15 protein-coding genes are annotated in these 14836 nt (G+C 36.7%); all 15 read right to left on the reverse strand.

What is annotated here, in order from left to right; translation table 11 throughout:
* Nucleotide 1 precedes the first annotated feature (1 nt).
* Nucleotides 2-718 (reverse strand): UMP kinase, encoded by a 717-nt coding sequence (pyrH, locus tag AACH31_RS06705; RefSeq protein ID WP_161832186.1) that lies wholly within the window; start codon nucleotides 716-718, stop codon nucleotides 2-4.
* A gap of 77 nt (nucleotides 719-795) precedes the next feature.
* On the reverse strand, nucleotides 796-1668 hold the full coding sequence (tsf, locus tag AACH31_RS06710; RefSeq protein WP_161832187.1) for a translation elongation factor Ts: 873 nt from the start codon (nucleotides 1666-1668) through the stop codon (nucleotides 796-798).
* Between the two features lie 252 nt (nucleotides 1669-1920).
* A complete protein-coding gene (gene rpsB / locus AACH31_RS06715) occupies nucleotides 1921-2658 on the reverse strand; it encodes a 30S ribosomal protein S2 (RefSeq protein ID WP_161832188.1) in 738 nt (245 codons plus the stop codon).
* Between the two features lie 490 nt (nucleotides 2659-3148).
* The gene (locus AACH31_RS06720) at nucleotides 3149-3541 is read right to left on the reverse strand and encodes a hypothetical protein (protein ID WP_161832189.1); all 393 of its coding nucleotides are present in this window, start codon (nucleotides 3539-3541) and stop codon (nucleotides 3149-3151) included.
* 252 nt (nucleotides 3542-3793) lie between these two features.
* Nucleotides 3794-4729, reverse strand: a complete 936-nt coding sequence (locus tag AACH31_RS06725; protein WP_202618766.1) for an SPFH domain-containing protein — start codon at nucleotides 4727-4729, stop codon at nucleotides 3794-3796.
* A gap of 10 nt (nucleotides 4730-4739) precedes the next feature.
* On the reverse strand, nucleotides 4740-5189 hold the full coding sequence (locus tag AACH31_RS06730; protein ID WP_161832191.1) for an NfeD family protein: 450 nt from the start codon (nucleotides 5187-5189) through the stop codon (nucleotides 4740-4742).
* A gap of 75 nt (nucleotides 5190-5264) precedes the next feature.
* A complete protein-coding gene (gene xerC / locus AACH31_RS06735; RefSeq protein WP_262953688.1) occupies nucleotides 5265-6170 on the reverse strand; it encodes a tyrosine recombinase XerC in 906 nt (301 codons plus the stop codon).
* A 60-nt stretch (nucleotides 6171-6230) separates the two neighbouring features.
* The gene (gene trmFO / locus AACH31_RS06740; protein WP_262953689.1) at nucleotides 6231-7529 is read right to left on the reverse strand and encodes a methylenetetrahydrofolate--tRNA-(uracil(54)-C(5))-methyltransferase (FADH(2)-oxidizing) TrmFO; all 1299 of its coding nucleotides are present in this window, start codon (nucleotides 7527-7529) and stop codon (nucleotides 6231-6233) included.
* Nucleotides 7530-7701: 172 nt separating this feature from the next.
* Nucleotides 7702-9765 (reverse strand): type I DNA topoisomerase, encoded by a 2064-nt coding sequence (gene topA, locus AACH31_RS06745; RefSeq protein ID WP_161832194.1) that lies wholly within the window; start codon nucleotides 9763-9765, stop codon nucleotides 7702-7704.
* Between the two features lie 343 nt (nucleotides 9766-10108).
* Nucleotides 10109-10894 carry a DNA-processing protein DprA gene (locus AACH31_RS06750; protein ID WP_161832195.1) on the reverse strand — a complete coding sequence of 262 codons (786 nt, stop codon included), beginning with the start codon at nucleotides 10892-10894 and terminating at the stop codon, nucleotides 10109-10111.
* 62 nt (nucleotides 10895-10956) lie between these two features.
* Nucleotides 10957-11742: a ribonuclease HII gene (locus tag AACH31_RS06755; protein ID WP_161832196.1), complete on the reverse strand. Its 786-nt coding sequence runs from the start codon at nucleotides 11740-11742 to the stop codon at nucleotides 10957-10959.
* A 249-nt stretch (nucleotides 11743-11991) separates the two neighbouring features.
* Nucleotides 11992-12855, reverse strand: coding sequence for a ribosome biogenesis GTPase YlqF (gene ylqF / locus AACH31_RS06760; protein WP_161832197.1), 864 nt, complete (start codon nucleotides 12853-12855; stop codon nucleotides 11992-11994).
* Between the two features lie 71 nt (nucleotides 12856-12926).
* Nucleotides 12927-13466, reverse strand: a complete 540-nt coding sequence (gene lepB, locus AACH31_RS06765; protein WP_161832198.1) for a signal peptidase I — start codon at nucleotides 13464-13466, stop codon at nucleotides 12927-12929.
* Nucleotides 13467-13515: 49 nt separating this feature from the next.
* Nucleotides 13516-14070 carry a signal peptidase I gene (gene lepB / locus AACH31_RS06770; protein ID WP_161832199.1) on the reverse strand — a complete coding sequence of 185 codons (555 nt, stop codon included), beginning with the start codon at nucleotides 14068-14070 and terminating at the stop codon, nucleotides 13516-13518.
* Between the two features lie 191 nt (nucleotides 14071-14261).
* Nucleotides 14262-14612 (reverse strand): 50S ribosomal protein L19, encoded by a 351-nt coding sequence (gene rplS, locus AACH31_RS06775; protein ID WP_161832200.1) that lies wholly within the window; start codon nucleotides 14610-14612, stop codon nucleotides 14262-14264.
* Between the last annotated feature and the right edge of the window lie 224 nt (nucleotides 14613-14836).

Below are 14836 nucleotides of genomic sequence, written 5' to 3' on the forward strand. Positions count from 1 at the left end.
ATTATCTCCCTTTCACGATTGTTCCGATTTTTTCTCCGGCTACAGCCTTTTTAATATTACCAGACTCATTCATATTAAAAACTAATAATTCAATATCATTATCCATACATAAAGAAGCCGCTGTAGAATCCATTACCTGTAACCCTTGATTTAAAACTTCTAGATATGATAACTCATCATATTTAGTTGCTTCTTTATTATAACGTGGATCATCATTATATACACCATCTACGCCATTCTTTGCCATTAAAATTGCATCTGCATTAATTTCTGCTGCGCGTAAAGCAGCTGTCGTGTCTGTTGAAAAATATGGATTTCCAGTTCCACCACCAAAAATAACGATACGTCCCTTTTCTAAATGGCGGATAGCACGACGACGAATATAAGGCTCTGCAATTTGATTCATATGAATAGAAGTTTGCGTACGTGTTTGAATCCCACATCCTTCTAACGCGTTTTGCAACGCCAGTGCATTCATTACGGTTGCTAACATTCCCATATAGTCAGCACTAGATCGTTCCATTCCCATTTCGCTGGCAGTTTTCCCACGCCAAATATTACCTCCACCGACGATAATTGCAATTTCTACACCTATTTCATATGCACTTTTAATTTGTAGTGCAATCTGTTGCACGGTCTCAGCATCAATACCAAACCCTTTTCCTCCTGCTAAAGCTTCACCGCTTAGCTTTAAAACAACGCGCTTGTAAGCCGCCATCAGGACACCCACTTTCCATAACCTTTTAAATTCGAAACAAGGGACACAGAAATGTGCCCCCTAAATATAAATGGTAATTATGCGCGAACTTGGCTCATTACTTCTTCAGCGAAGTTTGCAACAACTTTCTCAATTCCTTCTCCAACTTCTAATCGGATAAATAATTTGATTGTTGATCCATTATTCTTAGCATATTTAGCAACAGTAACATCTCCATCTTTAACAAATGGTTGTTCTAACATACATACATCTGCTAAGAATTTACGGATACGACCTTCTACCATTTTTTCAACGATATTAGCTGGTTTTCCTTCATTTAATGCTTCTTGAGTTAAGATTTCACGTTCTTTAGCTACAACTTCAGCAGGAACTTGATCAACAGTTAAATATTGTGGGTTAATAGCTGCTGCATGCATAGCTGCGTCCTTAGCAACTTCTTCTTTTCCTTCAACAACTGTTAATGCTGCAATACGTCCTCCCATGTGTAAGTAAGAACCAAAGAATTCGTTATCTGCTTTTTCAACAACTGTTAAACGACGTAACGTAATTTTTTCTCCGATTGTTGATGTTGCTTCGATTAACATTGCATCTACTGTTGTTCCATCAACTTCAATTGCTAATGCTTCTTCAACATTTGCTGGTTTGTTAGCTACTAAGATTTTTCCTAATTTATCTAATAATGATAAGAATTGTTCATTCTTAGCAACGAAGTCTGTTTCTGAGTTTAACTCAAAAATAACTGCTGTATTACCATCGATTGCTACTGAGCATAATCCTTCAGCCGCTACACGATCTGATTTTTTAGCTGCTTTTGCGATTCCACGTTCACGTAACCAATCGATTGCAGCTGACATATCTCCATTTGTTTCTACTAATGCTTTTTTACAGTCCATCATTCCTGCACTAGTTTTTTCACGTAATTCTTTAACCATAGCCGCTGTAATTGCCATTATGATTCCTCCTAAGATTTTAATAAAAGTTTAACACCACTTATCGTTGTATCTTTTTGATAATAACAAAAAAACACAAATATTGCAAGCTATTACAATCTTCTTTTTAAAATGAATTCATCTTAAATCATTCATCTATATTCTAGAAGATTTATCTTATATTTATTCATTAAATATAAAACAACTTATTTATTACACATTTTCAAAAAAAATACCTTTAACTCTAATGAGAAAAAGGTATTCATTATCAAATTACTCAGCTACTACTGCTTCTTCAACTACTTCTTCAGTAGCTACTTCTTCAGCAGATCCTTGATTTACTTCAATGATTGCATCAACCATTTTACCAACAATTAAACGTACCGCACGGATAGCGTCATCGTTAGCTGGAATTACATAATCAACATCTTCAGGATCACAGTTTGTATCAACAATACCGAATACTGGAATGTTTAATTTACGTGCTTCTGCAATTGCAATACGCTCTTTACGAGGATCAATTACGAAGATTGCGCTTGGTAATTCTTTCATATCACGGATTCCGCCTAAGAATTTATTTAAACGATCCATTTCTTTGCGTAATGTGATAACTTCTTTTTTAGGTAATACATCAAATGTACCATCTTGCTCCATTGTTTCTAATTCTTCTAAACGAGCAATACGAGCTTGGATAGTTTTAAAGTTTGTTAAAGTTCCACCTAACCAACGTTGGTTAACCCAGAATTGTCCTCCACGGATTGCTTCATCTTTAACAGCTTCTTGAGCTTGTTTTTTAGTTCCTACGAATAAAACACGTCCACCATCTTTTGCGACTTCTTGTAAAGCGTAATAAGCTTCATCTAATTTTTTAGCTGTTTTTTGTAAGTCGATGATGTAAATTCCATTACGATCAGTGTAGATGTATTTTTTCATTTTTGGGTTCCAACGACGTGTTTGGTGTCCGAAGTGTACCCCTGCTTCTAACAATTGCTTCATTGAGATAATAGCCATTGTAAGTTCCTCCTAAGTTCGAATTTGTTCGGCCGCCACATCTTTCAACACAAATTGCCACTATCATAAATAGCACTAGACAATTCGCTCCAGATGTGTGTGTATTTTTATGCCGTTTATAAATTTATCATACTTCGTCTTTTTTTTCAACTATCTTTCAAATTTTTTTATTTCTAAAATAAAATTTCAAGCAAATCCCTCATCATTAAAAACCTTGAGCGAGTTAATGACAGTCTTTCCTTTTCTACTACAATAAAAGCTATTCGTCAGGGGTTAGATGCTTCCTCTTAGATATGAATCAAATAATTTATCACGTTTTACTACCATCTATCCGTCTAAAACCTTATAAACTGCACCAAAAGTATATCCCCTAAAAGCGTCCTGCACCATATGATTACCCTTTTTCGAATTTTAAATAGACAGAAACCTTCATTTACTATAATTAGAAAAAAACTTTCCTTATCAGAAAGTTTTCGGTTCATCCATTTCTTTATTTATAATATTCTAAGTCTGCGTTATCAGCCACACAAATAATTGTTTGTAGTAAAAACGGTGGAAAATTCAATTGACTCGTTTTTATTGTACGAGGTTCACCCACAACCTTCGCACATCGAATACCATCTTGCGTTAAAACAAGCACATATTGCCCCCTATTTATATCCGTTTGCATTACCGCATATGTATAAAAACCACTATATCCTTTAAATTGAACTTCGATTACAGTGACCCATTCATCTACTAATTTTTCCCCCAACACTATCTGTCCATCCCTATCTTCGCAAATTTGCGACTGTTCAGAGTTTGGTATTAATAAGTAAATCAATATCCCTAATCCAATTAAAAAGATGATAATAATGCCACTCACTAGTAAAATTGCTTGCACAATATATCACCCCGTAAATTAATGTCTCTCTTTCGTTCTAAATAAATTTTATCGAATATTGCTAGCAAAATCAACCACTTATATCTTTTTTTCGTTATTTTATGACATTATTTTTGTAGTACTCTCCTTATATCTCAATAACTAATTATAATATCCCCACTTCCGACCTTTTTATACTTTTTAATGAAAAAAGCATCCCATAGATTAAACCTTCTATCTAACCTATGAGATGCCTATTATGATTTAAATTGGTTATTCTTTAATTGTCTTTGACGTTTCCGTTAACGATGCAATCAACCCACTAACATTTTGAATTTCAGATGGAATAATTAACTTCGTTGCCTGTCCTTCAGCTACCTGCGCCAATGCCTCAAATGATTTTAACGTTAATACTTCCGTAGTTGGTTGTGCCTCATTAAGCATCTTTAACCCTGCTGACGTTGCCTCTTGAACTTTTAAAATAGCTTCCGCTTCCCCCTCTGCTTTACGAATAGCAGCTTCTTTTTCTGCTTCTGCCGCTAAAATCATCGCCTGCTTACGTGCCTCTGCTTCAAGGATTTGCGATTCTTTGAGCCCTTCTGCTTTTAAAATGGCTGATGTCTTTTCCCCTTCTGCCTGTAAAATTTTCTCTCGTCTCTCACGCTCAGCACGCATCTGTTTCTCCATAGCAGCCTGAATATCTTCCGGTGGAATAATATTTTTTACTTCTACCCGATTAATTTTGATTCCCCATGGATCCGTTGCTTCATCCAATACAGCACGCATACGTGAATTAATAATATCCCTTGAGGTCAATGTCTCGTCTAATTCCAATTCCCCAATAATATTACGCAATGTTGTTGCCGTAAGATTTTCAATAGCTGCAAATGGGTTACTAACTCCGTATGTAAATAATTTAGGATCCGTAATTTGAAAAAATACAACCGTATCAATCTGCATCGTAACATTATCTTTAGTAATGACTGGTTGTGGTTTAAAATCAATCACCTGTTCTTTTAATAATACTTTATTTGCAACACGGTCCATAATAGGAATCTTAACGTGTAAACCGACGTTCCATGTTGCTGCATAAGCCCCAAAACGTTCAATAACGTAGGCATTTGCCTGAGGTACAACTTTAATATTTGCCATAACTAAAATAATCATCACAATGATAATAGCCAATATAAAATAAAGCATAATTTTCATCTCCTTCCTTCTATTTAACGATGATCGTAACCCCTTCAATTCTTAAAACAGTCACAATAGCACCTTCGGCGTAAGTCTGTTTACTTTCAGACATAGAGCGCCAAAATTTCCCTTCCAGCTTCACCTCACCCGCTACATACGGAAGAATTTCTTTAGTAACAACGGCTTCTTTACCAATCAAGTCATCAAGATTCGTCTTTTCCTTTCCAACCTTCAACATACCAACCGCAAATTTTCTCGTTTTTACAATCAAGATTAAAGAGGTTGCAAGAAAAATAAAAATTTGAATCATAACCGAATCAATAAAAATAGAGGTAAGCATAGCGGCCAACGCTCCAATAGCAAACCAGATAGAAACTATCCCTAGCGTCATTGCCTCAATAATACCAAAAATAGTAGCAAGTAAAAACCATAACCACGGTAAAGGAATAGTTAAACCTACACTTAATAAACTAGCCATTTCCCCTCACTCCATTCTAACCACTACTCTTCCATTATAGCTAATCAACCGTCCATTTAGTACTCTTCCTCAATACTATTTTTCACTTTTTCTTGCTCTAGGATGTGCGACCGCATAAGCCTGTTTAAGGTGCTCCTTCGAAACGTGAGTATAAATTTGCGTACTTGATAAATGCTCATGTCCAAGTAATTCCTGCACAGCTCTTAAATTTGCACCATGATTCAGTAAATGCGTTGCAAATGTGTGCCGAATCATATGTGGGGCAACCTTAATATGCATGGCAGTATTCCGAGTTAACCTCTTTAAAATATCACGAACGCCTCTGTCAGTTAATGGAAACCCAAGGTGATTTAAAAATACAACATCTGTTTCAATATGTGACTTATTCAATAATTGGTTTCGTCCCACTTTTAGATAGCATTGCATCGATTCCACAGCAAAATCTCCAAGTGGAACATACCGGTCCTTTTTCCCCTTTCCGTGCACCAATAACATCCCTGTCTCAAAGTCAAACTGGCTTATAGTGAGATTACAGCATTCCGAAACCCGTATTCCGGTTGCATATAAGAGCTCTAACAATGCATAATTGCGGCTTCCTAGTACAGTTGATCGATCGATTCCTTCGAACAATGCTACCATTTCTTCCTCATATAAAAATTTAGGCAACACCTGTCCTCCCTTCGGTGCCTTAATAATTGAAAAGGCATTGGAAGAGACGACCCCTTCCTTCAGTAAAAAATAATAATAGGAACGCAAAGACGATAACTTTCGACTTACCGTATGACGATTCAATTTTTGTAAGTAACATTCATTAAGATAACTCCTAACATCACCGTATTCCACATCAAAAGGGGGGATAGATTCCTTCTCGCAAAATAACGTCCATTCGACTAAGTCCTTTTGATAATTTGAAATTGTATGCATCGAGTACCTCTTCTCATACATCAGGTATTCCAAATATTTATGAATCAGCTCCTCCACTTTAACCCTCCTTTATGCCAAAGAAAACAGTACCTTCCGTACTGTTTTCTTTACCACCTTCTATAGTAACTCTTTACATTCCTTAATTTTTTCGATAGCACGTGCTGCATACATTGCTTTCTTTTCTTTTTTCTTCACACGACCCTCTAAATCTAAAAACAGCCCAAAATTAGCATTCATCGGTTGAAATCCATCACAAGAAGTATGCGTAATGTAGTAAGCCATTGATCCCATCGCCGTTTCCCTTGGGAATTCAATTAGCTCTTCACCCAACATATACTTCGCCATATTGATCCCTGCAATCATTCCCGATGCAGCCGATTCAACATAACCTTCCACTCCCGTTAATTGACCTGCAAAGAACAAATCATCACGTGTCTTAAATTGATAAGTCGGACGAAGTAGTACCGGAGAATTAATAAACGAATTTCGATGCATCACTCCATAACGGACAATTTCAGCATTTTCAAGTCCTGGGATCATTTGAACAATACGTTTTTGTTCCCCCCATTTTAAATGCGTTTGGAATCCAACTAAATTATAAAGCGTTCCCGCCGCATTATCCTGTCTTAATTGAACGACGGCATACGGTGTTTGTCCTGTCTTTGGATCTTCAAGGCCTACTGGTTTCATTGGACCAAATAAAACTGTTTGTCGGCCACGTTTTGCCATTACCTCAATTGGCATACATCCTTCAAAGAAAACTTCTTTTTCAAATTCCTTAACCGGAACCACTTCTGCATTAACTAAAGCCTCATGCCAAGCATTAAACTCCTCTTCAGACATCGGACAATTTAAGTAGGCAGCCTCACCTTTATCATAACGAGACTTTAAATAAACTTTATCAAAGTTAATAGAATCCTTTTCAATAATAGGCGCTGCGGCATCATAGAAATAAAACGAATGATGTCCTGTCATTTCACGAATATATGCGCTTAAAGCATCACTTGTTAACGGACCTGTCGCCACAATCGTCGGCCCATCGGGGATTTCCGTTAACTCTTCTCGAATAACTTCCACATTAGGGTGTTGACTTAAATAATCTGTAATTTGTCCTGAAAAGCCTTCACGATCGACGGCAAGGGCTCCTCCTGCAGGTACAGCATTAGCATCTGCTGCCTTCATAATAAGTGAATCTAAAATTCGCATCTCTTCCTTTAAAACACCGACCGCATTAGCTAAACCGTCTGCACGCAATGAATTTGAACATACTAATTCTGCAAAATTTTGCGTATGATGAGCTGGCGTATTTTTTACTGGACGCATTTCATATAGCTTAACTTGAATTCCACGTTTAGCAAGCTGGTAAGCTGCCTCCGAACCTGCTAAACCTGCTCCAATGACATTTACATATTTCATTTATACTAGCCTCCTACAAGTTGCGACTGAATATTTCATTACAACTGAAAATTATATCATAAATTCAATCAACTGCTAAGCCCCTTTCGGTGCCCGACTCCTTCACCGACTATCGGTTCATACTTTATAAAATACCCTTGAAAACCCCACCTTTTAAAAGGTGGGGTTGAGATTAATCCTCTTTATAATCACATTCCTTATTTGAACACTGAACCTCATTTTTCTTTCCTTTGACCACAAGTAGTTGCCCACACTTCGGACATTTTTTATCAATCGGCTTATTCCAAAGTGCATAATCGCACGCTGGATATTTATCACATCCATAAAAAACTTTTCCACGACGTGTTTTCTTTTCAACGATCTCTCCCGTTTCACACTTAGGACACTTCACTCCAGTTGAAACAGGGGCCGCTTCCTCTTTCGCTTCTTTTTTTATATATTTACACGTCGGATATCCGCTACAAGCGACAAATTCACCGTAACGCCCACGACGAATAACGAGCGGGCTTCCGCATTCTGGACACTCTTCCCCTATTTCAACAGGGGCAATTTTCTCCATATTTTTCTGTGCCTCTTCAAGCATTGGCATAAAATGATCGTAAAACATTTTCAACTCATCATACCATACTTTTTGACCTTTAGAGATTTCATCGAGGTTATTTTCCATTGCGGCCGTATACTCGACGTTGATAAACTCTGAAAAAAACTCGGCTAACTTGTCACTTGTTAAAATACCTTGATCAGTAGGTTTAAATTTTTTATCCTCTAGCATGACATACCCACGATTTTTCAAGGTTTCCATCGTTTGCGCATATGTAGATGGACGGCCAATTCCTAACTCTTCCATTTCTTTAATCAATTTTGCCTCACTATAACGTGCTGGCGGTTGAGTAAAATGTTGCTGTGGTTCGATGTCTACGAGGGCTAATGTATCCCCTACATTTAGACGCGGTAAAGCTGCATTTTTCGTTTCCTCATAACTATAAACACGTAAATACCCATCAAAAACTAAGACCTGACCATTAACACGAAATAAATAATCATTCGAGCGAACCTCAATTGTTGTTGCTTCTACGGTAGCACTTTTCATCAAACTCGCAACCGCACGCTCCCAAATTAATTTATATAAACGCAATTCATCGCGTTTTAAATACGGCTTCATCTCTTCAGGTGTTCGGGAAACAGATGAAGGACGGATTGCCTCATGGGCCTCCTGTGCATTTTTCACTTTTTTTGTACTCGTTGCTGTTGTTTTAACGTAGTTCGTTCCATAATTTTTTTTAATAAATGATTTTGTTGCATCGATGAAGTTATCAGCTAATCTCGTAGAATCCGTTCGCATATAGGTAATTAATCCGACTGTTTCTGAACCTATATTAATCCCTTCATATAACTTCTGAGCAATCGTCATCGTTTTCTTCGCGTTATATCCAAGCTTACTTGCCGCTTCCTGTTGAAGCGTTGAAGTAATAAATGGAAGTTTGGGTTGTTTTAATTTATTCTTTTTTTCCACCTTTTCTACAACATAAGGGTCTGAAAGCTCCGCCAAAATAGCCTTAACTTCATCCTCGTTCGCAATTGAAATCTTTTTATTTGCTTTTTTCATAAGTTCAGCTTCAATTTTGGCACTTTGTCGTTCAAACATCGCATGAATCGACCAATACTCTTCACTTTTAAACTTTTGAATCTCTTTTTCACGTTCAACAATAAGTTTTAGAGCCACCGATTGAACACGACCTGCACTTTTACTCTTAATCTTACTTTGTAACAATTTACTTAACTTAAAACCAATAATACGATCAAGTATACGTCGGCTCTCTTGGGAACGAACTAAATCCATATCAATCGCTCTCGGATGTTTAAAAGCCTCTAAAATAGCGTCTTTTGTAATCTCATTAAAGACGACACGTCGCTTTAAATCAACATCCAGTCCAAGAACATCTGCCAAATGCCAACTAATCGCCTCCCCTTCACGGTCGGGGTCGGTAGCTAGATAAACGGCATCTGAATTTTTAGCAGCCTGTTTTAATTCTTTTATAATTTTGGATTTTCCAGTCACATTTTTATAATTTGGCTTAAAATGATCCTCAACATCCACTCCTAAACCACCCGGTCCAGTCGTTGCTAAATCACGAATATGTCCGACGCTCGATAAAACCGTATAGTCCGATCCTAAATAATTTTCAATCGTTTTGGCTTTAGCAGGCGACTCTACTATTACTAAATTTTTCCCCATACCTATCACCTTTTCTATCTCAATAACTAACCCAGCTATTCTTTAACTGAGCGCTTTCTCATCTATTATTCGACTCTATTTATAAACTATTCACTAGTTATTAACAATAAACAGTCAAAATAAAACACAAAAAATATTACTGCTTTCCTCTCCTCTTGTCAATCATTTCATTAGAAATTTCATAGAAAGAATCCATTCTTTTTCATTTTTTTACTCTTTTTTCTTTTCTATTCAACACAGCGTTTAATAATTTCCAGAATTATCATATTGTTAGCACAGTCATTCTACAATTTTTTGCACTTAGGCCGATGACCCCTCACTTTTAAATCACCAAGTACAACTTCTACATATGGTTTAACCAAGAAAAAATTTCACTGCAATTTAAAAAACAATGTGCGCCATAGCGAATTAACTCTAAACATCCCCTTGATGAATGAACATTGTACGAAGCGGGCAACGCATAAACAACCTTTCCAACATCAATTTGGCCTTTTAATGAATTTAATCGATAATCGCCTTTCGTCATTTCTATAACAATTAAAACATCACTTAAAGCTTGTAACAAGTGATGCGCTCTATTAAATCGTTGAGCAGACGGGGAAACACCTGGGGGATACTCTGTTAATACCAAGTGCCCCTTTATTAATTGATAATATAAATCGTAGTTTTCTCGAGGGTAAATAACCCAAAAACCAGAGGGCAAAATAGCAATCGTTTTCCCCTCTTTAGTAGCTATTGAATGCGCAACTGTTTCAATCCCGAGTTGTAAATTTCCTACAAGAGTAATTCCCTTATCTAGAAGTTGAAAGCCTAGTTTACGTGCCTCACCTATCCCTGTTTGAGAAGGTCTTTGATTTCCAATTAAAGCAACCCTTTTTCCCTCTAACAAGTTTGGATTCCCCTTGTAATAAAGAACAAATGGAGGAGCCGGCATCTCTTTATAACACTCTGGGTATTCCGGATCTAAGATTGTTAAAACTGATATATTTTTTATCTGCTTTAAACACTCCTTCACCTGATTTTCAGTTATTTGCGTTAACATTTTATCTTGTATCAAAAAATCATACATTTCCTTCCAATTACCTTTTTTTAAAATACTAAGTGTAATTAACTTTTCACGTATATTCATGTTTATCACCCAATATACTATACGAAGAAGGCAATCCCTTTCCTTTTCTAAACAAAAAAAGATTACATTTTCGTAATCTTTTTTTGTTTAGAGCGTATAGGTTCAAACGATTTACGGTGCTCCGCTACGATTCCATAATCCTCTATCGCTTGTAAATGTTCCTTCGTTCCATATCCTACATGGCGTTCAAACCCGTAATTCGGATATTTTTCCCCTAAGTCCTTCATATAGGCATCCCGCGTTACCTTTGCTACGATACTAGCCGCGGCAATTGAAACACTCTTTGCATCGCCCTTTATAATTGAGGTTTGCGCAATGTTCACCCGAGGCAATTGAATGGCATCCAGTAACAGGTGTTGTGGTTGCTGTTGCAAATGATTAATCGCCCGTTCCATCGCTAGCTTCGTTGCTTCATAAATATTCAGACGATCTATTTCTTCACTGGTACAGATTCCTACCCCTATTCCAATCGCATGTTTTTGTATCTCCTCGTAAAAATATTGACGCTTTGCCTCTGATAATTTTTTTGAATCATCAATTCCGAACAACCAACAATCAGTTGGTAAAATAACGGCCGCCGCCACAACAGGTCCTGCTAATGGCCCTCGTCCTACCTCATCAACACCAGCTATCAAATCAATACCATTATAACGAAGCTCATTCTCATAGATAGACATTGTAATAAATTTTTGAAATTCATCGTACTCTCGTTGAACCTTTTTTTCATACTGTCTAACTAATCTCTGAACCCCTATACGGTTATCCTCTTTTAACTTCTCCAAAATAGAATCTTCAACGATATCTTGTTGTAAGAGATTTTTTATCTCACTTATTGTATAATTTTCCATCCGTTAGTCGCTCACCCTTCTAAATCACTAGAAATCATATCTTTAACCCATCGGATTTATATTATCAACTTTCCGATGCTCACTAAATGATGCTAAAATTCACCCTCCTATTTTAACATCATTCCTAAAAGGATTCTAGACTATTTTCCTCGTTTTTATAAAATCCCCCTAAAAGTAAACGATTGTTTCGGATCACCCCCTACGAAAAAGGCCTTAATTACTATCTAATAGTAAATTAAGGCCTCTCTACTAATCCTCTTTTTTAATATCTATCGGACGCTCAAAAGATAACCGCCCTAACTTTAATCCTCGAATTTCACGGAGTAAAATTTCATAAACTTTATCATAATCTACATAGCCACCCGATTGTAAGAATCCGCGTTTCCGACCGATTTCCTCCAAAACAGCAACCTTATCATCAAATTCTCCACTTAAATGATAGCGTTCAATCAATCGCTCCGGATAATTATTTATTAAATAGTCCAATGCATATAAAATAATATCATCTAGGTGCAAAATTGTATCTTTAATTGCCCCAGTTACTGCTAGATTATAACCTACTCGTTGATCTTCAAATTTTGGCCATAAAACACCCGGTGTATCAAGCAATTCTAATTCCTTTTCAACCTTGATCCACTGTTGCGCTTTCGTCACACCTGGGCGATCTCCCGTTTGGGCCGCTTTTCGTTTAGCTAAATTATTTGTTAACGTTGATTTACCTACGTTAGGAATTCCCAAGATCATCGCTCGAATAGGACGTGGGCGTAACCCTTTAGCCTTTTCTTTCTCAAATTTTTCTTTTAAAATCTCCTTTGAAGCTTCAACGATTTGTTTAATCGCATTTTGGTGAAGAGCATCAACGGTGATGACTGGTTGATTTTGCTGCTTAAAGTAGTTCACCCACTGTTGTGTAACGGTTGCATCTGCAATATCAGCTTTATTTAAAATAATCAATTTAGGCTTATGCTTTATGATTTCATTCATCATTGGATTACTCGATGAATAAGGAATACGAGCATCTAATAATTCATAAACAATATCTACTAATTTTAATTTTTCTTGTATTTGACGACGGGCCTTTGCCATATGTCCTGGAAACCATTGTACTGTCATCGTGTCACTCCCTAGGTTGTTTTTACTATTAGATTATCCTGATATGAACATTTCATTCCCACCCTAATAACTTAATTGTCTCTATGATCCATCCATTGCGCCCCAACTACATGACCTAATATTTGATTTTCATGGATAAGCCCAATTTGCCGACTATCCACGCTTAGCGGGCGATTATCACCAAGGACCAGATAGTACCCCGGTGGAATTTTTTCACAAGATTGAAATTGACATACTTCTTGTAGTGTAAAATCCCAAGTAAAGGTATCCCCTGACTTGATATCTTTATCAAGATATGGCTCCGGTACAACTATCCCATCCACATATAGTTGATCTTCTACCACTTCTATACTTTGGCCAGGAAGTCCAATTATTCGTTTAACATAGTACTGTCCCTCACTGACCTCAAAAACAATAACATCAAAGGCCTTCGGTTCATAGCCTAACTTCCATAGAATTGCTGAATCACCATCTTGTAAGGTTGGCAACATTGACGCACCATCTACCTTTACTGGCGTAAATATAAAATGTTGAATCAATATGACCATTACTAATGCAATTAAAAATGTTTTTCCCCAATAAAATCCAAACCGTAATACCCTAACTCTCATATTACTTTCCCCCTTAGTAAGTCCCCCTATTCTATCCTAATTTAATCAATTATTCAATCGGCCCAAAACTTGATAATGGCCACTGAATCCAAACCGCCTTTCCTAAAAGCTGATCCTTATGAACCAACCCAATATCCCGACTATCCCGACTATGTGGGCGATTATCACCAAGGACCAAATAATAATCTTCTGGAATAACAGAACACTCATCAAATTGGCAAATGTCTTCTAAAGTAAAATCCTCAGTAAAAGAACCGCTATACGCTACAACACTTTTCCCTCTTTGTAGATAATTTTCCATAACAGGTTGGTTATCTACATACAATTGATCGTCATAATAAGAAACCGTTTGTCCAGGTATTCCAATGACCCGCTTAACATAATAGACATTAGGAGAATATTCAAATACTACCACGTCAAATGGCTTAGGTTGATACCCTAATTTCCACAAAATAACAGAATCCTCATCGTGCAGGGTTGGATACATAGAAGGCCCATCCACCTTTACCGGTGTAAAAACATATTTATGAACAAGTGTTACTATAATAAAAATAATAACAAATGTTTTTACCCAATCAAAAACTTCTCGCAGTATTTTTTTCATTCCCTTCACTCCACCAATCTATTTTTCACCTAGATTTATCATATGCTATCATAGTCCAAACCAACGGTGCTTATACATTTTACTGTTAATTTTACCATAAAAATGAATTAATAACAAAAAAAAGATGCCCCAAACCGGAGTTTTTTGGGCATCTTAGTTGCAATTGAGGTAAGTGTGTTAAAATTCTAAAATTATCGACGCTCTTTAATACGAGCTGCTTTCGCTGATAAGCTACGGATGTAGTTAAGTTTTGCACGACGAACTTTACCACGACGAGTAACTTCGATTTTTTCAATAATTGGTGTGTGTAATGGGAATGTACGTTCTACACCACATCCGAAAGAGATTTTACGAACTGTGAATGTTCCGCTAATTCCTTTACCATTTTGACGTTTTAATACTAAACCTTCGAATACCTGAACGCGCTCACGGTTACCCTCTTTAATACGAACGTGTACACGTACGTTATCTCCTGCGCGGAATTCTGGTAAATCTGTTTTTAAATATGATTGTGTTAATTCATTGATTAATTGTTGACTCATTAATCTCACGCTCCTTCATTACGCAAGTTCATTCAATTAGATCATCTAATTCAGCGGAACCTGGGGTAGTGCTCTTTGGCACGTTTGAAATCATACCATATTATTTTTACTAATTCAATGGATTTTGAGTGAATATTCGCAAAATTCTTCTTTTTTTGATTTCTAGCTCTTAAAATAAAGCTTTTTTTCCTTTTATTTAGTAACACATCTTAATTTTCCATTTA

Origin of the sequence: Turicibacter faecis, from assembly GCF_037076425.1 — a bacterium.
Classification (GTDB): domain Bacteria; phylum Bacillota_I; class Bacilli_A; order MOL361; family Turicibacteraceae; genus Turicibacter; species Turicibacter faecis.